The sequence below is a fragment of the Enterobacter cloacae complex sp. CDL013 genome, assembly GCF_049238805.1.
In the GTDB taxonomy this organism is placed as follows: domain Bacteria; phylum Pseudomonadota; class Gammaproteobacteria; order Enterobacterales; family Enterobacteriaceae; genus Enterobacter; species Enterobacter hormaechei_C.
Window position 1 is genome coordinate 68,629 of sequence record NZ_JBMKGT010000002.1, and the last position, 22,080, is coordinate 90,708.

Genomic DNA, 22,080 nt, shown 5'->3' on the forward strand with positions numbered 1-22,080 from the left:
TGATAATTATCAATATTCGTTCCTGAAAAAAAACGAGAATGCGTTTTTATTTGAAGGAACGAGCAATGAAAAAAAATAAACATCAGGGAGAAGGGCTTATTCCCGCCATATCCCGGCGTCATTTTATTCAGGCAGGGTCGGCGCTCGCCGCCCTGCCGTTTGTCGTCAAAACCGGCAAAGTACAGGCACAGGACGCGGCGGTTTCAGACGCTACGCCTGAAGAAAAAGTGGTGCAAACCTGTAGTACGTTTGACTGCGGCGGCAAGTGTGATATTCGTGCTCACGTCAGTGATGGCGTTGTGACCCGAATTTCAACGCGACCGGATAACGCGCTGGATCCGCAGATGCCAGTGATGCGCGCCTGCGTTCGTGGTCGGGCTTATCGGAAATTTGTTTATCATCCCGATCGGCTTAAATATCCAATGAAACGCGTAGGTAAACGTGGCGAAGGAAAATTCGAACGTATTACCTGGGATGAAGCCACCACCCTTATTGCGAATCAATTAAAAACTATTACGCAAAAATACGGTGCTGCGTCACGCTATGTTCATGTGGGCACCGCGGTGTCCGGCGGGACCTTTTCCGGCGATAAAATGGTTCGTCGTCTGCTCAACTTAACCGGCGGCTATCTCGAAAGCTATCACTCGGTCAGTATGGGTAACACGGCGGCGGCAACGCCGTATACCTATGGCACCGCCGCCAGCGGCAGCTCTCTGGACACGCTGCTGGACACCAAACTGGTCATTCTCTGGGGGCATAACCCGACGGAAACCATCTTCGGGCACAGCAACCACTTCTACCAGAAGATGAAGCAAAACGGCACGCGCTTCATTGTTGTCGACCCACGCTATTCCGATACGGTTTCCTCCCTTGCCGATCAGTGGATCCCATTGCTTCCTGCCACGGACAACGCCCTGATGGACGCGATGATGTATGTGATCGTCACGGAGAATCTGCACGATCGCGACTTTATTCAACGCTACACCCTGGGCTTTGACGAAGACGCCATGCCAGAAGGCGTTCCGGCCAATGAATCCCTGATGGCTTACCTGAGCGGTGCAAAGGATGGCGTGGCGAAAACGCCCGAGTGGGCAGAGAAAATCACTCACGTGCCTGCACAAACTATTCGTCAGCTGGCGCGCGACTACGCAACCACCAAACCCGCCGCGCTGATCCAGGGCTGGGGACCGCAGCGTCACAACTGCGGCGAGCGCACCGCGCGCGGCTCGACGATACTGGCCACGCTGACGGGTAACGTTGGGGTGAAAGGCGGCTGGGCAGCAGGCTATGGAGGCTGCGCAAACCGCAAATTTGCGGCCGGGCCAGAGATGCCGGACAACCCGGTCAAAGCCAAAATTTCGGTCATGAACTGGGTGCAGGCTGCTGATGATGCTTCTAAGGTAACCGCGGAAGATGGCCTGAAGGATGCTGAGAAGCTGGACAGCAATATCCGCATCCTGTTCTCGCTGGCGGGCAATTATCTGGCTAACCAGAACCCGGATCTTCATCAGGCAACCCGTGTCCTGGAAGACGAGTCGAAAATCGAGTTTATCGTCGCAAGCGATCTGTTTATGACGCCTAGCGCCAGATACGCCGACCTGCTTTTGCCGGAAACCAGCTTTATGGAACGCTGGAATATCGGCGAAACCTGGGGCACGGCAAGCTATCTGATCCTGTCAGAAAAGCTCATTGAACCTGAATTTGAACGCCGTTCAGACTACGACTGGCTGCGGGAGGTCGCTGCTAAGCTTGGCGTCGAGCCAGCGTTCAGCGAGGGCCGTGACGAAAAAGCGTGGATTGAGCACATCTGGGAGCAGACGCGGCTGTCCATGCCGGATGAAAACCTGCCGGACTTCGCGACGCTACAGAAGACGCGTCAGCATCTTTTCAAAAGCGCGCCGTACGTTGCCTTTGAAGACAACATTCGCGATCCGCAGAATCATCCGTTCCCGACGCCGTCCGGAAAAATTGAGATCTTCTCGAAGCGTCTGTACGACATGCATCACCCGGAAATTCCGGCGCTGTCGTACTACGTGCCTGCCCATGAAGGGCCGGAAGACGAGCTGGCGAAAACCTTCCCGCTCCAGCTGATCACCTGGAAAGGGAAAAACCGCGCTAACTCCACCCAGTACGCCAACCCGTGGTTAATTGAGGCGCAGCAGCAAAAGCTGTGGATCAACCCGCAGGATGCGCAAAAGCGCGGCATTGCGCAGGGGGATACCGTGCGTATTCATAACGCGCGCGGCATTTGCGAGATCCCGGCGGAGGTCACGCCGCGCATCATTCCAGGCGTGGTGGCCATGCAGGCAGGCGCCTGGTGGCAGCCGGACGAGCAGGGTATCGATAAAGGCGGCTGCGCGAACGTGCTCAGTTCCGCCCGTATTACCGCGCTTGCGAAAGGGAATTCCCATCAAACCATGCTGGTGGAGGTAGCTAAAGCATGAGTCAGTTTAAACATTACGCACCGGTGAGCGACAAACAGCTGGGTTTTTATATCGACTCTTCTCGCTGCTCGGGCTGCAAGGCATGCCAGGTGGCGTGCAAAGATAAAAACAACCTTGAGGTCGGACGTCGTTTCCGTCGCGTTTATGAAGTCAATGGCGGGAATTTCATCCCAACCGGGCAGGGCGGCGTCAGCAACAATGTGTTTGCCTACACGCTCTCTATTTCCTGTAACCACTGTGCAGACCCAATCTGCACTAAAAACTGTCCGACCACGGCGATGCACAAGCGTCCGGGAGACGGCATTGTGCGCGTTGATACTGATAAGTGCGTCGGCTGCGGCTACTGCGCGTGGTCTTGCCCTTACGGCGCGCCACAGCTCAACGAGCAGACCGGGCAGATGTCCAAATGTGATTTCTGCGTGGATCTCCAGGCGAAGGGAGAGCAGCCCGTCTGTGTGGCAACCTGTCCACTCGAAGCGATTAAATTCGGGCCGATTGATGAACTGCGGGCGAAGTATGGTGCGGTCTGTGATGTGAAAGGCTTGCCTGATTCCTCCATCACCAAACCAAACCTGGTGATCAAAGCGCATCAGGGCGCAGAGAAAGAGGGGAAACGTCATGCATGAGTTACCGCTGCTGATTTTTACGCTGTTCCTGCAAGGATCGGTTGGCGTTACGCTGTGGCTGGCGTTCGGAAGCACGCAACGCAGCGTGCTGCTGCCGGCAGCCGGAGCGTTTGTGCTGGCGAGCCTGGGGCTGCTTGCCTCCGCGCTGCACATGGGCTATCCGCTTAATGCTTTTAACGCGCTGCGCCACGTATCCAGCTCCTGGCTGAGCCGTGAGATTATCTTTGCCAGTCTTTATCTTGCGGCACTTGGCCTCGCAACGCTGCTGATGTTTGTCAAAAAGCCAGGCTGGAAGCCACTGTTGGTTGTGGCAGGTCTGGTTGGTTTAGTCGATGTGTTCTGCATGGCGCAGATCTACATGCACGCATCCGTGGTGACATGGCAGCATGTTAACACTCTGGTGCTGTTTATCGGTTCGGTGGGGATTATCGGCTCAGCCTGCATGGCCGTTGGGACGCGTTCCCAGTCAACCGTGCGTGCGGCGATTGTCATTATCACGCTGCTGGTGCTTGTGCGTCTGGTGATGCAGCCCGTCTGGCTGGCAGATATTACGGCTATGGACCACACCGTGGTGACGTTCCCTCATGCACCGCTACAGATGCTGGAGCAACTGCGAACCGTTCATCTGCTGAGCTGGTGCGTATCCGTTGCGGGTATGCTGTGCTTTGCTGCGGGCGGTCTGAAAGCGGCGCGATCTCCCATACTGCTGGGAGGCGCGTTGCTGATTGTCGGTGAGCTGATGCTGCGCTTTGTTTTCTTCAGTATTGGCTGATGGGCGGATTGACCTTTGCCCCGGCGATGGACGTGACGCATGCGTGCGTCCGTCGCCGTTTTCGCCACTCTTCCTGCCTCGCCTGCGCGGACGTCTGTCCTGTGCAGGCTTTTTCTTTTACCGACTCAGGCGTCTCGGTTGATGACAGCCGCTGTATTGAATGCGGTGACTGCCTGTTCGTCTGCCCCGCTGGGGCCATCACCGGCATCACGCCGCGAAAACGCTTTCTGAGTGGCGATACGCTTGCTGGGCCGTTTACTGACCGTGCGCCAGGGGTGAATGAGCTTCTGCTGTGGCACGCGCAGTACCACGTTCGTTTTATCAGTATCGACGCGGAGCAGAATCCTGACTGGTTGCTGGCGATTGCCCGGCTGAATCTGGCGCTTCGTCGACGCGGTGAAGCGGCGTGGGCGTTTAAACATATACCCGTCAACGAGGTTAATACCGCCCGGCGTGCGCTGATGCACGTTCCCCGTGAGGATGTCCGGGTCTGTAGCGTCGTGCCCGGTCAGCGTGAGCTGCGCAGGGCGTTTTCTGCGTTTAGCGAGGCAGAGATAACTCTCGATACCGAATCCTGCGTACTCTGCGGCGCGTGCTGGCGGAGTTGTACGGAAAACGCGATTCGGTTTGAGAACGCTGAACTGGTCGTGGAAACCGGACGCTGTACGGGGTGCGGCGGCTGCGAAGCGGTATGCCAGCATGCGGCGATAAACGTGACGCAAACAGAAGGAACAGCGAAAAGCGTGACCATACCGGCATATGAAGCCGTTTGCCTGACGTGCCACCGTCATTTCTGGTCATTTACGTCTGATGAAAAGCAGTGTCCGCTCTGTTTTCATCATCAACACGGTATGCGAAATACGAGCTGTTGCTAATCTTCGTCTCATTTTAAAAAAATGTTATGCATAACCATAGGCAATGGCGCTATTGCTCTTTATAATCCGCGCCACACCATACTCAGGTATGCAAAAACAACAGAACATTTTACAGAGGTTATCAATGGCTATTGAACGTACTTTTTCCATCATCAAACCAAACGCGGTGGCAAAAAACGTTATTGGCAGCATCTTCGCTCGCTTTGAATCAGCAGGGTTTAAGATCGTTGGCACCAAAATGCTGCACCTGACCGTTGAGCAGGCTCGCGGTTTCTACGCTGAGCACGAAGGTCGCCCATTCTTTGACGGTCTGGTCGAGTTCATGACTTCTGGCCCAATCGTGGTATCCGTACTGGAAGGCGAAAACGCGGTACAGCGTCACCGCGATCTGCTGGGTGCAACCAACCCGGACAACGCACTGGCAGGTACTCTGCGCGCCGACTACGCAGACAGCTTCACCGAGAACGGCACCCACGGTTCCGACTCTGTTGAATCTGCTGCGCGCGAAATCGCGTTCTTCTTCGCTGAAGGCGAAGTGTGCCCGCGCACTCGCTAATAATTTCGTAAATGCCGCGTGCAAACGTGGCATCCCTGCGCCAGACTTTGTACAATGCAACGCCCCGGACGAGCAGACTGCTTACCGGGGCGTTTCTTTTCAACCCACCAAGGGCCACAACGTGTAACAACGAGGCCGGAAAAAATTATGTCTGAATTAGTGAATACCTCCGAAGTCGCCATTCCTGCGGTTCCCAATAAAAATGGAAAAATTAACCTGCTGGACCTGAACCGTCAGCAGATGCGCGAGTTCTTTAAAGAGATGGGCGAGAAGCCGTTTCGTGCCGATCAGGTCATGAAATGGATGTACCACTATTGCAGCGACAACTTTGATGACATGACGGACATCAACAAAGTGCTGCGCAATAAGCTTAAAGAAGTGGCTGAAATCCGCGCACCGGAAGTGGTGGAAGAGCAGCGCTCTTCAGATGGCACCATCAAGTGGGCCATTGCCGTTGGCGATCAGCGCGTTGAAACCGTGTATATCCCGGAAGACGATCGCGCCACGCTGTGCGTCTCTTCTCAGGTGGGCTGTGCGCTGGAGTGCAAATTCTGCTCTACGGCGCAGCAGGGCTTTAACCGTAACCTGCGCGTGTCGGAAATCATCGGCCAGGTCTGGCGTGCCGCGAAAATCGTGGGCGCGGCGAAAGTCACCGGTACACGTCCAATCACCAACGTGGTGATGATGGGGATGGGTGAACCGCTGCTCAACCTGACCAACGTCGTTCCGGCGATGGAAATTATGCTCGACGATTTCGGTTTTGGCCTGTCCAAGCGCCGCGTTACGCTCTCTACTTCCGGCGTGGTGCCTGCGCTGGACAAACTGGGCGATATGATTGACGTTGCGCTGGCCATCTCTCTTCACGCGCCAAACGACGCCATCCGTGACGAAATTGTGCCGATCAACAAAAAGTACAATATCGAAACCTTCCTGGCTGGCGTGCGCCGTTACCTGGAGAAATCCAACGCTAACCAGGGCCGTGTGACCATTGAATACGTGATGCTGGATCATGTTAACGACGGTACCGAGCATGCACATGAGCTGGCTGAACTGCTGAAAGATACGCCATGCAAGATCAACCTGATCCCATGGAACCCGTTCCCGGGCGCGCCGTATGGCCGTAGCTCGAACAGCCGTATCGATCGCTTCTCAAAAGTGCTGATGGAGTATGGTTTCACCACCATCGTACGTAAAACGCGTGGCGACGATATCGACGCAGCCTGTGGCCAGCTGGCGGGTGACGTTATTGACCGTACCAAGCGTACGCTGCGTAAGCGTATGCAGGGTGAGTCAATCGCGGTTAAAACCGTTTGATTATTATGCAGACACGGCGCATTTTTTGCGCCGTGAAGCATTAATTTACTGAATATTCAGTCACAATCATCACGACTGATTAATAATTACGGTGCGTTTCATACGACTTTCGGGCAGTATGTAACGACGTAACAACAGTTTAGCGTGAAGGCCTGCCAGCGCTGTCATCTGCGGCCCGACAGTCTTATACTGTTTGTTCCAGGTTAACTGACCTAAAGTTTCGCGGTGCGGGTGGCATTGTGACTCACCGGCACCTGAACCCTTATTTTCACGTACCAGTAGTTGTAGCGAATGAATACTGAAGCCACTCACGATCAAAATGCAGCACTCTCCACTGGCGTTCGTCTTCGCAACGCCCGTGAACAACTCGGACTTAGCCAGCAAGCCGTTGCAGAACGCCTGTGCCTGAAGGTTTCCACCGTTCGCGATATTGAAGAAGATAAGGCACCCGCCGATCTGGCTTCAACGTTTCTGCGCGGTTATATCCGTTCTTACGCCAAACTGGTTCATATCCCTGAAGACGAATTACTGCCGATGATGGAGAAGCAGGCGCCTGTGCGTGCGGCAAAAGTTGCGCCGATGCAAAGCTTCTCTCTGGGTAAACGTCGTAAAAAACGCGATGGCTGGCTGATGAGCTTTACCTGGCTGGTCCTGTTTGTGGTTGTCGGCCTGACGGGCGCATGGTGGTGGCAAAACCACAAAGCGCAGCAGGAAGAGATCACCACCATGGCCGATCAGTCCTCCGCTGAGCTTAATCAGTCTGGTAATAACGGCGCGCAAAGCGTGCCGTTGAGCACCGAAGGGGCGACCTCCAGCGAACCTCAGTCGGCAGCAAGCAACACGCCTGCAACCGAGCCAGCGGCGACGCCAGAAGCGACGGCGAATACCGCGCCAGCCACCCAGACCCAGGATCAGAACGCGGTCGTATCACCTTCTCAGGCCAATGTTGATACCGCCCCTGCGGCAACGGCACCGGCAGAGAACACCGCGGCGTCACTGCCAACTGACCCGGCTGGCACGGCGGCACCTGCCGTGGACCCGAATGCGCTGGTGATGAATTTTACGGCTGATTGCTGGCTGGAAGTGACTGACGCGACAGGTAAAAAGCTGTTCAGCGGCCTGCAACGTAAAGATGGCACGTTAAATCTAACGGGCCAGGCACCTTACAAGCTTAAAATCGGCGCACCGGCAGCGGTACAGATCCAGTATCAAGGAAAACCTGTCGATCTGAGCCGCTTTATCAGAACTAACCAGGTTGCGCGTCTTACCGTTAATGCCGAACAATCAGCAGCACAGTAACAGACGGGCAATGCGGGAGATTTTACATGCATAACCAGGCTCCTATTCAACGTAGAAAATCGAAACGGATTTACGTTGGGAACGTGCCAATCGGCGATGGGGCGCCTATCGCCGTCCAGTCGATGACCAATACGCGTACTACGGATGTAGAAGCGACGGTCAATCAAATCAAAGCATTAGAACGCGTCGGCGCGGACATTGTTCGCGTCTCTGTGCCTACCATGGACGCCGCCGAGGCGTTCAAACTGATCAAGCAGCAGGTGAGTGTTCCGCTGGTTGCCGATATTCACTTCGATTACCGTATCGCGCTGAAAGTCGCTGAATACGGTGTCGATTGTCTGCGTATTAACCCAGGCAACATCGGCAACGAAGAGCGCATTCGCATGGTGGTTGACTGCGCCCGCGACAAAAACATTCCAATCCGTATCGGCGTAAACGCTGGCTCTCTGGAAAAAGATCTCCAGGAAAAGTACGGTGAGCCGACGCCGCAGGCGCTGCTCGAATCCGCCATGCGTCACGTCGATCATCTGGATCGCCTTAACTTCGATCAGTTCAAAGTGAGCGTGAAAGCGTCTGACGTCTTCCTGGCCGTTGAATCGTATCGTCTGCTGGCAAAACAGATCGATCAGCCGCTGCATCTTGGCATCACCGAGGCGGGCGGTCTGCGCAGCGGTTCGGTAAAATCTGCGATTGGTCTCGGCCTGCTGCTCTCTGAAGGCATCGGCGACACGTTACGCGTCTCCCTGGCCGCCGATCCGGTGGAAGAGATCAAAGTCGGATTCGACATCCTGAAATCACTGCGTATCCGCGCGCGTGGGATCAACTTCATTGCCTGCCCAACCTGTTCACGTCAGGAGTTTGACGTGATCGGCACCGTGAATGCTCTGGAGCAGCGCCTGGAAGACATCATCACCCCGATGGACGTTTCCATCATCGGCTGCGTGGTGAACGGTCCGGGTGAAGCGCTGGTGTCCACGCTGGGCGTGACCGGCGGTAATAAGAAAAGTGGTCTCTATGAGGATGGCGTTCGTAAAGATCGTCTGGATAATAGTGACATGATCGACCAGCTCGAAGCCCGCATTCGTGCAAAAGCGACGATGATGGACGAAGCGCAGCGCATCAGCGTTCAGCAGGTTGAAAAATAACGTGATGGGAAGCAGGCTGCTTCCCATGTATGATTGAACCCATTCTTTGGGTTCTTTTTTGTATATAGAAAGAGAATAAACGTGGCAAAAAACATTCAAGCCATCCGCGGCATGAACGATTATCTGCCTGGCGAAACCGCCATCTGGCAGCGCATTGAAGGCACACTGAAGCAGGTGCTCGGCAGCTACGGTTACAGCGAAATTCGTTTGCCGATTGTAGAGCAGACCCCGTTATTCAAACGCGCGATCGGCGAAGTAACCGACGTGGTTGAAAAAGAGATGTATACCTTTGAGGACCGCAACGGCGACAGCCTGACCCTGCGTCCTGAGGGGACGGCGGGTTGCGTACGCGCCGGCATCGAACATGGTCTCCTGTACAATCAGGAGCAGCGCCTGTGGTATATCGGCCCGATGTTCCGCCACGAACGTCCGCAAAAAGGCCGCTACCGTCAGTTCAACCAGCTTGGCGTGGAAGTGTTTGGTCTGCAAGGACCAGATATCGATGCTGAACTGATTATGCTTACTGCCCGCTGGTGGCGTGCGCTCGGTATTTCTGAGCACGTATCCCTGGAGCTGAACTCTATCGGTTCTCTGGAAGCGCGTGCGAACTATCGCGATGCGCTGGTGGCGTTCCTGGAACAGCACAAAGAGAAGCTCGACGAAGACTGTAAGCGTCGTATGTACAGCAACCCGCTGCGCGTACTCGATTCCAAAAATCCTGACGTACAGGCGCTGCTGAATGATGCGCCAGCGCTGGGTGACTACCTGGATGAGGATTCCCGCGAACACTTTGCCGGCCTGTGCAAGCTGCTTGAAGCGGCGGGCATTGCTTATACCGTTAACCAGCGTCTGGTGCGCGGTCTGGACTACTACAACCGCACCGTATTTGAGTGGGTCACCACCAGCCTCGGTTCGCAGGGCACCGTCTGTGCTGGCGGTCGTTATGACGGTCTGGTCGAGCAACTGGGTGGTCGCGCAGCACCGGCAGTAGGCTTCGCGATGGGCCTTGAGCGACTTGTTTTGCTGGTTCAGGCAGTTAATCCGGAATTTAAAGCCGATCCTGTTGTCGATATATACCTGGTGGCCTCAGGTGCGGATACGCAGTCTGCGGCAATGCAGCTTGCAGAACGCGTGCGCGATGCGCTGCCGGACGTTAAGCTGATGACCAACCACGGCGGCGGCAACTTTAAAAAACAGTTTGCTCGTGCCGATAAGTGGGGCGCAAGTATCGCACTGGTGCTGGGTGAGTCCGAAGTGGCCAACGGCGAAGTGGTAGTTAAAGACCTGCGCTCTGGTGAGCAAACTACGGTAACGCAGGATGGCGTTGCGGCGCACTTGCGCACTCTATTGGGCTAAGGAGAAGGACTGCGTGGAAATTTACGAGAACGAACACGACCAGGTTGATGCGGTTAAACGCTTCTTTGCTGAAAACGGCAAGGCACTGGTTGTAGGGGTTATTTTAGGTGTTGGTGCGCTGGTAGGCTGGCGTTACTGGAACAATCATCAGGCTGACTCTGCTCGCGGTTCGTCCCTGAACTACGAAAATACCGTTAGCGCAATCCGTGCCGATCAGCCGCAAACGCTGACGGCTGCGGAGAAATTTGCCGCTGACAACAAAAACACCTACGGCGCGCTGGCTGCGCTGGAAGTGGCTCAGCAGTATGTTGATAAAAACGAACTGGACAAAGCCGCTGCGCAACTGTCTCAGGGGCTTGCTGCTGCCAGTGACGATAATCTGAAAGCGGTGATCAATCTGCGTCTGGCGCGTATCCAGGTTCAGCAGAAAAAAGCCGACGACGCGCTCAAAACGCTTGATACCATCAAAGGCGAAGGCTTTGCCGCTATTGTTGCCGATCTTCGCGGTGAAGCACTGCTGAGTAAGGGTGATAAAGCGGGCGCGCGTAAAGCGTGGCAAGCTGGCGTGGATAGTAAAGCTTCACCTGCGCTGAGCGAAATGATGCAGATGAAAATAAATAATTTGTCCGTCTGAGAGGGACCCAATGCAATTGCGTAAATTACTTCTGCCAGGACTGCTTTCTGTTACGTTATTGAGTGGTTGTTCACTGTTCAGTGGCGAAGAAGACGTTGTTAAAATGTCCCCGCTGCCGACGGTTGAAAACCAGTTCACCCCATCTACCGCCTGGGACACTTCCGTAGGCGATGGTATTGGCGATTTTTATTCCAACCTGCACCCGGCATTTGCTGACGGCGTTGTCTATGCGGCCGATCGCAAAGGCACCGTTAAAGCGCTGAACGCTGATGACGGAAAAGAAGTGTGGTCCATTAACCTGGCGGAAAAAGACGGCTGGTTCTCCCGTAAACCTGCACTGCTTTCTGGCGGCCTGACCGTTACTGGCGGTCACGTGTATGTGGGCAGCGAAAAAGCGCAGGTTTACGCGCTGAATGCCAGCGACGGTTCGGTTGCATGGCAGACCACCGTTGCCGGTGAATCCTTGTCGCGTCCGGTTGTCAGCGACGGCCTGGTGCTGATCCATACCAGCAACGGCCAGTTGCAGGCGCTGAACGAAGCCGATGGTCTGGTAAAATGGACGGTTAACCTGGATATGCCAGCGCTGTCTCTGCGTGGTGAATCTGCTCCGGCAACCGCATTTGGTGCCGCCATTGTGGGCGGTGACAACGGCCGTGTCAGCGCGGTACTGATGCAGCAGGGCCAGATGATCTGGCAGCAGCGTATTTCCCAGGCGACCGGTTCAACTGAAATCGACCGTCTGAGTGACGTGGACACCACGCCAGTTATCGTCGACGGTGTGGTTTACGCGCTGGCGTATAACGGCAACCTGACGGCGCTGGACCTGCGTAGCGGCCAGATCATGTGGAAACGTGAGCTGGGTTCCGTGAACGATTTCATCGTCGACGGCAACCGTATTTATATGGTGGATCAGAACGACCGCCTGCTGGCGCTGAGCACCGAAGGTGGCGTAACGCTGTGGACGCAAAGCGATCTGCTGCACCGTCTGCTGACCGCACCGGCACTGTATAACGGCAGCCTGGTGGTGGGCGACAGCGAAGGCTATATGCACTGGATCGATCCAGAGAATGGCCGCTTCGTGGCACAGCAGAAAGTGGATAGCTCAGGCTTCCTGACGGAGCCCGTTGTGGCTGACGGCAAACTGCTGATTCAGGCAAAAGACGGCACGCTGTACGCGATCACGCGTTAATTACACGGCGGTTGTAGTATACTAAACGGCTCCTGTTCACTCAGGAGCCGTTTTGACATTTTTAAAAACGCTGCGAAAGCGACGTTATTTTGAATTTTATGAGGCTTCAAACATGGTACCTGTGGTCGCGCTTGTCGGGCGCCCTAACGTTGGAAAATCCACTCTTTTTAACCGTTTAACACGCACCCGTGATGCGCTGGTTGCGGATTTTCCGGGGCTGACGCGTGACCGTAAGTACGGTCGTGCAGAGGTGGAAGGACGCGAGTTCATCTGTATCGATACCGGGGGTATTGACGGTACGGAAGACGGCGTAGAAACCCGCATGGCAGAGCAATCTCTGCTGGCTATCGAAGAAGCAGATGTGGTTCTGTTTATGGTGGATGCTCGCGCTGGCCTGATGCCCGCGGATTCTGCTATCGCTAAACATCTGCGTTCACGCGAAAAGCCAACCTTCCTGGTGGCGAACAAAACTGACGGCATCGATGCCGATCAGGCCATTGCGGATTTCTGGTCTTTAGGCCTGGGCGATATTTATCCTATCGCGGCCTCGCATGGCCGTGGCGTCACCAGCCTGCTGGAAACCGTTCTGCTGCCGTGGGTTGATGAAGTAAACCCACCGGAAGAGGTGGACGAGGACGCTGAATACTGGGCGCAGTTTGAAGCCGGAGAAGAAGGAGAGGAAGAGCCGGAAGACGACTTCAACCCTCAGGATCTGCCTATCAAGCTGGCTATCGTGGGCCGCCCAAATGTAGGTAAGTCTACGCTTACTAACCGTATTCTCGGTGAAGAGCGCGTAGTGGTTTACGACATGCCAGGCACAACGCGTGACAGCATTTACATTCCAATGCAGCGCGATGAACGTGAGTACGTACTTATCGACACCGCAGGGGTGCGTAAGCGCGGGAAAATCACCGATGTGGTTGAAAAATTCTCGGTGATCAAGACCCTTCAGGCGATTGAAGACGCCAACGTGGTGCTGCTGGTTATTGACGCACGTGAAGGTATCTCCGATCAGGATCTCTCTCTGCTCGGCTTTATCCTCAATAGTGGGCGCTCACTGGTTATCGTCGTCAACAAGTGGGACGGCCTGAGCAATGAAGTGCGCGAGCAGGTGAAAGAGACGCTGGACTTCCGTCTGGGCTTTATCGACTTTGCCCGCGTTCACTTCATCTCTGCCCTGCACGGGAGTGGTGTCGGCAACCTGTTCGAATCCGTTCGTGAAGCCTATGACAGCTCTACCCGCCGTCAGAGCACGGCGATGCTGACCCGTATCATGAACATGGCTGCTGAAGACCACCAGCCGCCGCTGGTGCGCGGTCGTCGCGTGAAGCTGAAATATGCTCACGCCGGGGGATATAACCCGCCTATCGTGGTGATCCACGGTAACCAGGTGAAGGATCTGCCGGACTCCTACAAACGCTACCTGATGAACTACTTCCGCAAGTCGCTGGACGTGATGGGTACGCCTATCCGTATTCAGTTCAAGGAAGGGGAGAACCCGTTTGCGAATAAACGCAACACCCTGACGCCGAACCAGATGCGTAAGCGTAAGCGTTTGATTAAGCACATTAAGAAAAGCAAATAATTCTTACCGAACTCACTAAAACCCGCGCCTGTCGCGGGTTTTTTTCGCCCATTCAAAAGGCCTGCCTTCCCTGTGTGATGTCAATCACTATTCGCTTTTAACCATGTTTATATCTAAGAAAGTAGACAATCATCGAATTTTCGTCTTAAAGTCCAGGGTTCGGTACTAGACAAAACTAGCGCCTGGTTATCAAATGGTTAACCAACATTTCGCCGCATGTAAAAAATCGATCGGATACGTAACCGTTCGGCGTACATGCTGGTGTTTACAAGCACGACACATACCTTTTCGGGAGAATTATGCAATCCTCTGTTAATCAAAAAGAGAGCCGAACCTTCTTCGGCCATCCTTATCCGCTCGGTTCGCTGTTCTTCACCGAGATGTGGGAGCGTTTCTCGTTTTACGGTATTCGCCCGCTACTGATCCTGTTTATGGCCGCCACCGTGTATGACGGCGGAATGGGCCTGGCGCGTGAAAACGCCTCGGCGATTGTCGGTATTTTTGCAGGCACCATGTACCTCGCCGCGCTGCCGGGCGGCTGGCTGGCGGATAACTGGCTCGGCCAGCAGCGGGCCGTCTGGTACGGTTCGATTTTGATTGCGCTTGGGCACCTGTCGATTGCCCTGTCGGCCATCATGGGCGACAACCTGTTCTTCATCGGCCTGATGTTTATCGTGCTCGGCTCCGGCCTGTTCAAGACCTGTATCTCGGTCATGGTGGGGACACTGTACAAAAAGGGCGATGCGCGTCGTGACGGCGGTTTCTCGCTGTTCTATATGGGCATCAACATGGGCTCGTTCATTGCCCCTCTGATTTCCGGCTGGCTGATTAAAACCCACGGCTGGCACTGGGGCTTTGGTATCGGTGGTATTGGGATGCTGGTCGCCCTGATTATCTTCCGCGTGTTTGCCGTTCCGGCCATGAAGCGTTACGACAGCGAAGTCGGTCTGGACTCCACCTGGAACAGTCCGGTAGTGAAACGTAACGGCGTGGGCGCCTGGCTGCTGGCGCTGGCTGTGGGTGTTGCAATCATCGTTACGTTGATTGCCCAGGGCGTGATTGTGATTAATCCGGTCGCGGTCGCCAGCGTGCTGGTGTATGTTATTGCCGCCTCCGTCGCGCTCTACTTCATCTATCTGTTCATCTTCGCCGGGCTGAATCGCAAAGAGCGCGCAAGGCTGCTGGTGTGCTTTATTCTGCTGGTCTCCGCCGCGTTCTTCTGGTCCGCGTTCGAGCAGAAGCCAACCTCCTTCAACCTGTTCGCCAACGACTACACTAACCGCATGATCGGTGATTTTGAGATCCCGGCGGTGTGGTTCCAGTCGATTAATGCCCTGTTCATCATTCTGCTGGCCCCGGTATTTAGCTGGGCATGGCCGAAGCTGGCGAGCAAAAACATTCGTCCGAGCAGCATCACCAAGTTCGTGATCGGTATTCTGTGTGCAGCGGCGGGCTTTGGCCTGATGATGCTGGCGGCGCAGAACGTACTGAGCAACGGTGGGGCAGGGGTTTCTCCGTTCTGGCTGGTGGGCAGTATCCTGATGCTGACGCTCGGGGAACTGTGCCTGAGTCCGATTGGTCTGGCGACCATGACCCTGCTGGCGCCGGAAAGAATGCGCGGCCAGATGATGGGCCTGTGGTTCTGCGCCAGTGCGCTGGGTAACCTGGCTGCGGGGCTGATTGGCGGTCACGTGAAGGCTGACCAGCTGGATATGTTGCCAGACCTCTTTGCCCGTTGCTCCATCGCGCTGCTGATTTGTGCTGCGGTGCTGATCGTCCTCATTGTTCCGGTACGTCGCATGCTGGAAAATGCGCAAACTAAACCGGCTACCGAAGCCTGATACTATTCAGTCTGCCGGGGCAGTTGTCCTGTCCCGGCCCAACTCAACAGGAGAGAGCATGTCGATTACCTGTCCGGATTGCCACGCAGCGCTCGAGCCGCAAAACGGTATCGCGCACTGCGACAGCTGCAATAAAGATATTCCCCTCGAAGCGCGCTGCCCTGACTGCCATCAGCCGCTTCAGGTACTCAAGGCCTGCGGCGCGGTGGATTACTTCTGTCAGAACGGCCACGGGCTGATCTCAAAAAAACGCGTCGAGTTCGTCAGGGCTGGGGCTTAATCGCACACGCAGCCTTCTCCTTTTTGCCATAGCTCGATCAGCGATTCCGGCGCTTCCTGCTCCGGAACCAGCACAATAATATCGGTATACTGCGCCTGATTGTGCCGGGTCCAGATTATCTGAATGCGAAAATAGCGCTGATCGCCGCTGCCCGGAGACGACGCCTGGCCCGGTGGCTGTCCGCGCGGGATAGCCTGTTCCAGAATATTCACCACGCGCTGACGCTGTGCCTCGTTGAGCGTGGAGAGGGCGATCGTGCGCTGACCGCTCAGCTTAGGAATAAAGGCGACGCCGCCTTCCCGGGCCAGCTCAACCACGGCGTCATCCGTCAGTTCCGGTACCTGCATTACAGTACTCCCACCTGTTCCCAGGCTTGTTTAATGGCCGCCCCAACGTCACCCCCCGAACGCTTCTCGCCGTGGGCGATCGTCAGTTTTGCGAAAGCGTCAAAATCCGCATCCTGCGCCAGGTTGCGATCGCAAACCGTGTCGTACCAGGCATAACCCGCTTTTTCCCAGGCGTAGCCACCGATTGCCGTTGCGGCCAGGTAAAACGCCCGGTTGGGGATGCCAGAGTTAAGGTGTACGCCGCCGTTATCCTCGCGCGTTTTGATAAAATCTTTCATGTGCGCGGGCTGCGGGTCTTTGCCAAGGAGGGGATCGTCGTAGGCGGTGCCGGGTTCAGACATTGAGCGCAGCCCTTTGCCGTTAATCCCCGCTGCCAGCAGCCCTTCGCCAATCAGCCAGTCTGCCTGGTCGGCGGTTTGCTTAAGATAGTATTGCTTCACCAGCGAACCAAACACGTCGGATAACGACTCGTTCAGCGCGCCAGATTGTTCAAAGTAAATGAGCCCGGCTTCGGTCTCCGTCACACCGTGGCTCAGCTCATGCGCCACCACGTCGATGGCAATGGTGAAGCGGTTGAAGATTTCCCCGTCGCCATCGCCAAAGACCATCTGCTGGCCGTTCCAGAAGGCGTTTTGATACTCACGGCCGTAATGCACGGTGCCGGTCAGGATCAGCCCCTTATTATCGAGCGAATCCCGCTGATACTCCTTCCAGAAGAAATCATGGGTGATCCCCAGATAATCGTACGCTTCATCCACCGCCACATCGGCGTTGGAGGGCTGGCCTTCATAGCGCACCTGGCTACCCGGCAGCTCCTGGGTCTGTTTCGCATCGTAGATGTCACGCTCAAGCTGACCGGCTTTATTCACATGCGGCGCGGCGGGTTTACCCGGCATATGCGCCATCAGGGTTTGCACATGGGTTAATGTCTGACGGGCGCAGCGCTGCTGGGGCTCTGAACCGCTTTCGATAATACGACGAAGAATATACGGAGGGATGACGCTATGAAGATGGGACATGCTGCTCTCCTTATCAAAAAAGGCAATAGCAGCAGTATAGTTTGTAACCGGCGAAGATTTATCCGCTTTTACGCTGGCGCTTTTTTTTCACCGGTTTGATCTCTTTCACCTCACTCTCGACCCAGCCGTCAGAAAGCCGGGTGGTGAGTACATCCCCGGTTTTGACCTGTTTCGTCTGCTTCAGCACTTTGCCGTCCGTCGCCGTGGTCACACTATAGCCGCGGGCCAGCGTGGAGAGCGGGCTGACGGCTTCCAGATGGGTGACCGCATTGCCAAAACGCTCGCGGGTGGCGCTCAGGCGTGAGCGGATATTTTCCGCGAGGCGATACTCAAGCTGCTGGATACGCGTTTGTGCTCGATAAATATTCGGCTGCGGGTTTTGCTGGTTCAGACGCTGCGTGACGCGCTGCTGGCGAGATACCGCCCGCTTAAGCTGGTTATCCAGCGCGAAGTTCATCCGCTGACGCAGACGTTCCAGCACGGTTTGCTGACGCGCCAGACGCAATTGCGGATGCTGCTGTTGCAGACGATGGTGAAGCTGGGTAAAGCGGCGGGTACGGTTGGCGAGGAAGTAGTCCATCGCCATCTCCAGGCGCTGCTGCCCGTTCTGGATCTGACGCAGCAGCTCCTGCTGGTTACGGCTGACTACCTCTGCCGCCGCGGACGGCGTGGGCGCGCGTAAATCCGCGACAAAATCGGCAATCGTCACATCCGTTTCGTGACCGACGGCGCTCACCACCGGGATAAGGCTGGCAAAGATTGCCCGCGCCACGCGCTCGTCGTTAAAGCTCCACAGGTCTTCCAGCGAGCCGCCGCCGCGCCCGACGATCAGGACATCACACTCCTGACGCGCATTCGCCAGCTCAATGGCGCGCACGATCTGCCCCGGCGCATCGTCACCCTGAACGGCAGTCGGGTAGATAATGACGGGCAGGGAAGGATCACGGCGCTTAAGGACGTGCAAAATATCGTGCAGGGCCGCACCGGTTTTCGACGTGATAACCCCAACGCAGTGGGCTGGTGAGGGAAGGGGTTTTTTAAACTGCTGGTCGAACAATCCCTCAGCCGAAAGCATGGCTTTTAGCTGCTCGTACTTCTGTTGCAGCAAGCCTTCACCGGCGGGCTGCATGCTCTCGACGATAATCTGATAATCGCCGCGCGGCTCATACAGGGTAATGTTGGCGCGAACCAGAACCTGCTGGCCATGCTGAGGACGGAACGTCACGCGACGGTTGCTGTTGCGGAACATCGCGCAGCGCACCTGAGCGGTGTCGTCTTTCAGCGTAAAGTACCAGTGACCGGAAGCAGGCTGCGTGAAGTTAGAGATTTCACCGCTGATCCAGACCTGTCCCATTTCCTGCTCAAGCAGCAAACGCACCGTCTGATTAAGGCGGCTGACAGTATAGATTGAGGGGGATTGAGAGGATAACATGTGAGCGGGATCAAATTCTAAATCAGCAAGTTATTCAGTCGATAGTAACCTGCTGAGAGGTGAGCGCAAGCATTTTTTTCAAAAAAGTGTGGATGCAATCGGTTACGCTCTGTATAATGCCACGGCAATATTTAACCACCCAGGTCAGAGATATTGCCCATGCTACGTATCGCTAAAGAAGCACTGACGTTTGACGACGTCCTCCTCGTTCCCGCTCACTCCACCGTTCTGCCGAATACTGCCGACCTCAGCACGCAGTTGACGAAAACCATTCGTCTGAACATTCCTATGCTCTCCGCAGCAATGGACACCGTGACTGAAGCGCGTCTGGCTATCGCCCTGGCACAGGAAGGCGGCATTGGCTTTATCCACAAAAACATGTCTATCGAGCGTCAGGCGGAAGAAGTTCGCCGCGTGAAGAAGCATGAATCCGGTATCGTGTCCGATCCTCAGACCGTTCTGCCAACCACCACGCTGCACGAAGTGAAAGCCCTGACCGAGCGTAACGGCTTTGCAGGCTACCCGGTAGTCACTGAAGACAACGAACTGGTCGGCATCATTACCGGTCGTGACGTGCGTTTCGTGACTGACCTGAACCAGCCTGTAAGCGTCTACATGACGCCAAAAGAGCGTCTGGTGACCGTGCGTGAAGGCGAAACCCGCGACGTGGTGCTGGCGAAAATGCACGAAAAACGCGTTGAGAAAGCGCTGGTTGTGGACGCGAACTTCCACCTGCGCGGCATGATCACCGTTAAAGATTTCCAGAAAGCAGAGCGTAAACCGAACGCCTGTAAAGACGAGCATGGCCGTCTGCGCGTCGGCGCTGCGGTTGGCGCGGGCGCAGGTAACGAAGAGCGCGTTGACGCGCTGGTTGCCGCAGGCGTTGACGTGCTGCTGATTGACTCCTCCCACGGCCACTCCGAAGGCGTTCTGCAACGTATTCGTGAAACCCGTGCTAAATACCCGGATCTCCAGATTATCGGCGGTAACGTGGCAACAGGCGCAGGCGCTCGCGCGCTGGCGGAAGCGGGTTGCAGCGCGGTGAAAGTGGGTATCGGCCCTGGCTCTATCTGTACCACCCGTATCGTCACTGGCGTAGGCGTGCCGCAGATCACGGCGGTTTCTGACGCGGTTGAAGCGCTGGAAGGCACCGGCATTCCGGTTATCGCTGACGGCGGTATCCGCTTCTCTGGTGACATCGCCAAAGCGATCGCCGCAGGTGCCGCAGCCGTGATGGTGGGCTCCATGCTGGCCGGTACCGAAGAATCTCCGGGTGAAATCGAACTCTACCAGGGGCGTTCTTATAAATCCTACCGCGGTATGGGCTCCCTGGGCGCGATGTCCAAAGGTTCCTCCGACCGTTACTTCCAGACCGATAACGCTGCTGACAAACTGGTACCGGAAGGTATCGAAGGTCGCGTGGCGTATAAAGGCCGCCTGAAAGAGATCATTCACCAGCAGATGGGCGGCCTGCGCTCCTGTATGGGTCTGACCGGCTGTGGTACCATTGACCTGCTGCGTACCAAAGCGGAATTCGTACGCATCAGCGGTGCGGGTATCCAGGAGAGCCACGTTCACGACGTGACGATCACCAAAGAGTCCCCGAACTACCGTCTGGGCTCCTGATAAATTTCCGCGCCCGGCTCAATGCCGGGCGCTTTGTTTTGTTTCACTTGCCTCGGAATTAGCGTCAATGACGGAAAACATTCATAAACATCGCATTCTCATCCTGGACTTTGGTTCTCAGTACACTCAGCTGGTGGCGCGCCGCGTGCGTGAGCTGGGCGTTTACTGTGAGCTGTGGGCGTGGGATGTCACGAAAGCACAGATTCGCGAATTCAATCCAAGCGGCATCATCCTGTCCGGCGGCCCGGAAAGCACCACCGAAGAGAACAGCCCGCGCGCGCCGCAGTACGTGTTCGAAGCGGGCGTACCGGTGTTCGGCGTTTGCTACGGTATGCAGACCATGGCGATGCAGCTGGGCGGCCACGTAGAAGGCTCTAACGAGCGTGAGTTCGGCTACGCACAGGTTGAAGTTGTCACCGACAGCGCGCTGGTGCGCGGTATCGAAGACTCCCTGACCGCAGACGGCAAGCCGCTGCTGGACGTGTGGATGAGCCACGGCGACAAAGTCACCGCCATCCCATCCGACTTCGTGACCGTTGCCAGCACCGAAAGCTGCCCGTTCGCCATCATGGCGAACGAAGAAAAACGTTTCTACGGCGTGCAGTTCCACCCGGAAGTGACCCACACCCGTCAGGGTATGCGCATGCTGGAGCGCTTCGTGCGTGACATCTGCCAGTGTGAAGCCCTGTGGACCCCGGCAAAAATCATCGACGACGCCGTGGAGCGTATCCGCCAGCAGGTTGGCGATGACAAAGTGATCCTCGGCCTCTCCGGTGGCGTGGACTCCTCTGTGACCGCGATGCTGCTGCACCGCGCCATCGGCAAAAACCTGACCTGTGTCTTCGTGGATAACGGCCTGCTGCGCCTGAACGAAGCGAAGCAGGTTATGGACATGTTTGGCGACCACTTCGGTCTGAACATCGTTCACGTGGAAGGCGAGCAGCGTTTCCTGGACGCGCTGAAAGGCGAGAACGATCCGGAAGCGAAACGTAAGATCATCGGTCGCGTGTTCGTGGAAGTGTTCGACGAAGAAGCGCTGAAGCTGGAAGACGTGAAATGGCTGGCGCAGGGCACTATCTACCCTGACGTGATCGAGTCTGCGGCCTCCGCAACCGGTAAAGCGCACGTTATCAAATCTCACCACAACGTGGGCGGCCTGCCGAAAGAGATGAAGATGGGTCTGGTGGAACCGCTGCGTGAGCTGTTCAAAGACGAAGTGCGTAAAATCGGTCTGGAGCTGGGGCTGCCGTACGACATGCTCTACCGTCACCCATTCCCGGGCCCGGGCCTCGGCGTACGCGTGCTGGGCGAAGTGAAGAAAGAGTACTGCGACCTGCTGCGTCGCGCGGACGCGATCTTCATCGAAGAGCTCCACAAAGCTGACCTGTACAACAAAGTGAGCCAGGCGTTCACCGTGTTCCTGCCGGTACGCTCCGTCGGCGTGATGGGCGATGGCCGTAAGTACGACTGGGTTGTTTCCCTGCGTGCGGTGGAAACCATCGACTTCATGACCGCGCACTGGGCGCACCTGCCGTATGACTTCTTAGGCCGCGTGTCTAACAGAATAATCAATGAAGTCAATGGCATATCGCGTGTCGTGTATGACATCAGCGGCAAGCCACCGGCGACGATCGAGTGGGAGTAAGCCCATAACCTTTCCTGCGAAGTTATAAGCAGGTAAGACTGATAAAACCCTCTGTTTACAGAGGGTTTTTCTTTTGTAGCTGATATCCGAACGGG

19 protein-coding genes are annotated in these 22,080 nt (G+C 55.9%); 16 read left to right on the forward strand and 3 right to left on the reverse strand.

Features of this window, described 5'->3' with window-relative positions; translation table 11 throughout:
• Nucleotides 1–65 precede the first annotated feature (65 nt).
• The 14 genes from ACOTXD_RS03390 to ACOTXD_RS03455 all read left to right on the forward strand — a co-directional run bounded on the left by ACOTXD_RS03390 (nucleotide 66) and on the right by ACOTXD_RS03455 (nucleotide 15,916).
• A complete protein-coding gene (locus tag ACOTXD_RS03390) occupies nucleotides 66–2,444 on the forward strand; it encodes a DMSO/selenate family reductase complex A subunit (RefSeq protein WP_341846228.1) in 2,379 nt (792 codons plus the stop codon).
• On the forward strand, nucleotides 2,441–3,070 hold the full coding sequence (locus tag ACOTXD_RS03395) for a DMSO/selenate family reductase complex B subunit (protein ID WP_003860631.1): 630 nt from the start codon (nucleotides 2,441–2,443) through the stop codon (nucleotides 3,068–3,070). The genes ACOTXD_RS03390 and ACOTXD_RS03395 overlap by 4 nt, the downstream gene beginning before the upstream one ends.
• Nucleotides 3,063–3,842 carry a dimethyl sulfoxide reductase anchor subunit family protein gene (locus ACOTXD_RS03400; protein ID WP_126501116.1) on the forward strand — a complete coding sequence of 260 codons (780 nt, stop codon included), beginning with the start codon at nucleotides 3,063–3,065 and terminating at the stop codon, nucleotides 3,840–3,842. Before ACOTXD_RS03395 ends, ACOTXD_RS03400 begins: the two co-directional genes overlap by 8 nt.
• Nucleotides 3,842–4,717: a 4Fe-4S binding protein gene (locus ACOTXD_RS03405; RefSeq protein ID WP_058652836.1), complete on the forward strand. Its 876-nt coding sequence runs from the start codon at nucleotides 3,842–3,844 to the stop codon at nucleotides 4,715–4,717. Before ACOTXD_RS03400 ends, ACOTXD_RS03405 begins: the two co-directional genes overlap by 1 nt.
• A gap of 124 nt (nucleotides 4,718–4,841) precedes the next feature.
• Nucleotides 4,842–5,273 (forward strand): nucleoside-diphosphate kinase, encoded by a 432-nt coding sequence (ndk, locus tag ACOTXD_RS03410; RefSeq protein WP_003860625.1) that lies wholly within the window; start codon nucleotides 4,842–4,844, stop codon nucleotides 5,271–5,273.
• Nucleotides 5,274–5,420: 147 nt separating this feature from the next.
• Nucleotides 5,421–6,587 carry a bifunctional tRNA (adenosine(37)-C2)-methyltransferase TrmG/ribosomal RNA large subunit methyltransferase RlmN gene (locus tag ACOTXD_RS03415; RefSeq protein WP_003860623.1) on the forward strand — a complete coding sequence of 389 codons (1,167 nt, stop codon included), beginning with the start codon at nucleotides 5,421–5,423 and terminating at the stop codon, nucleotides 6,585–6,587.
• A 291-nt stretch (nucleotides 6,588–6,878) separates the two neighbouring features.
• Nucleotides 6,879–7,886 carry a cytoskeleton protein RodZ gene (gene rodZ / locus ACOTXD_RS03420; RefSeq protein WP_023325062.1) on the forward strand — a complete coding sequence of 336 codons (1,008 nt, stop codon included), beginning with the start codon at nucleotides 6,879–6,881 and terminating at the stop codon, nucleotides 7,884–7,886.
• A gap of 26 nt (nucleotides 7,887–7,912) precedes the next feature.
• Nucleotides 7,913–9,031 carry a flavodoxin-dependent (E)-4-hydroxy-3-methylbut-2-enyl-diphosphate synthase gene (ispG, locus tag ACOTXD_RS03425; protein WP_003860619.1) on the forward strand — a complete coding sequence of 373 codons (1,119 nt, stop codon included), beginning with the start codon at nucleotides 7,913–7,915 and terminating at the stop codon, nucleotides 9,029–9,031.
• 81 nt (nucleotides 9,032–9,112) lie between these two features.
• Complete coding sequence (gene hisS, locus ACOTXD_RS03430) at nucleotides 9,113–10,387, forward strand: histidine--tRNA ligase (protein WP_022649001.1); 1,275 nt, start codon at nucleotides 9,113–9,115, stop codon at nucleotides 10,385–10,387.
• A gap of 13 nt (nucleotides 10,388–10,400) precedes the next feature.
• Complete coding sequence (locus ACOTXD_RS03435; protein ID WP_003860614.1) at nucleotides 10,401–11,021, forward strand: YfgM family protein; 621 nt, start codon at nucleotides 10,401–10,403, stop codon at nucleotides 11,019–11,021.
• A 10-nt stretch (nucleotides 11,022–11,031) separates the two neighbouring features.
• Nucleotides 11,032–12,210 (forward strand): outer membrane protein assembly factor BamB, encoded by a 1,179-nt coding sequence (gene bamB, locus ACOTXD_RS03440; protein ID WP_003860612.1) that lies wholly within the window; start codon nucleotides 11,032–11,034, stop codon nucleotides 12,208–12,210.
• Between the two features lie 112 nt (nucleotides 12,211–12,322).
• Nucleotides 12,323–13,795, forward strand: a complete 1,473-nt coding sequence (gene der / locus ACOTXD_RS03445) for a ribosome biogenesis GTPase Der (RefSeq protein WP_003860611.1) — start codon at nucleotides 12,323–12,325, stop codon at nucleotides 13,793–13,795.
• Nucleotides 13,796–14,094: 299 nt separating this feature from the next.
• Entirely contained in the window at nucleotides 14,095–15,636 is a 1,542-nt protein-coding gene (locus ACOTXD_RS03450; RefSeq protein WP_003860609.1) for a peptide MFS transporter, read from the forward strand.
• Nucleotides 15,637–15,694: 58 nt separating this feature from the next.
• Nucleotides 15,695–15,916, forward strand: a complete 222-nt coding sequence (locus ACOTXD_RS03455; RefSeq protein WP_003860607.1) for a zinc ribbon domain-containing protein — start codon at nucleotides 15,695–15,697, stop codon at nucleotides 15,914–15,916.
• Here the strand turns inward: ACOTXD_RS03455 and ACOTXD_RS03460 are convergent.
• The 3 genes from ACOTXD_RS03460 to xseA are packed head-to-tail and all read right to left on the reverse strand — an operon-like array spanning nucleotide 15,913 to nucleotide 18,714.
• Nucleotides 15,913–16,263: a protealysin inhibitor emfourin gene (locus ACOTXD_RS03460; RefSeq protein ID WP_003860606.1), complete on the reverse strand. Its 351-nt coding sequence runs from the start codon at nucleotides 16,261–16,263 to the stop codon at nucleotides 15,913–15,915. The genes ACOTXD_RS03455 and ACOTXD_RS03460 overlap by 4 nt on opposite strands.
• Nucleotides 16,263–17,282 (reverse strand): M4 family metallopeptidase, encoded by a 1,020-nt coding sequence (locus tag ACOTXD_RS03465; RefSeq protein ID WP_061856683.1) that lies wholly within the window; start codon nucleotides 17,280–17,282, stop codon nucleotides 16,263–16,265. The genes ACOTXD_RS03460 and ACOTXD_RS03465 overlap by 1 nt, the downstream gene beginning before the upstream one ends.
• Before the next feature lie 58 nt (nucleotides 17,283–17,340).
• Nucleotides 17,341–18,714 carry an exodeoxyribonuclease VII large subunit gene (xseA, locus tag ACOTXD_RS03470; protein WP_126501118.1) on the reverse strand — a complete coding sequence of 458 codons (1,374 nt, stop codon included), beginning with the start codon at nucleotides 18,712–18,714 and terminating at the stop codon, nucleotides 17,341–17,343.
• Between the two features lie 159 nt (nucleotides 18,715–18,873).
• Between xseA and guaB the strand changes: the two genes are divergently transcribed.
• Nucleotides 18,874–20,340, forward strand: coding sequence for an IMP dehydrogenase (gene guaB, locus ACOTXD_RS03475; protein WP_003860601.1), 1,467 nt, complete (start codon nucleotides 18,874–18,876; stop codon nucleotides 20,338–20,340).
• A 67-nt stretch (nucleotides 20,341–20,407) separates the two neighbouring features.
• Nucleotides 20,408–21,985: a glutamine-hydrolyzing GMP synthase gene (gene guaA, locus ACOTXD_RS03480; protein ID WP_061856681.1), complete on the forward strand. Its 1,578-nt coding sequence runs from the start codon at nucleotides 20,408–20,410 to the stop codon at nucleotides 21,983–21,985.
• The last annotated feature ends 95 nt before the right edge of the window (nucleotides 21,986–22,080 follow it).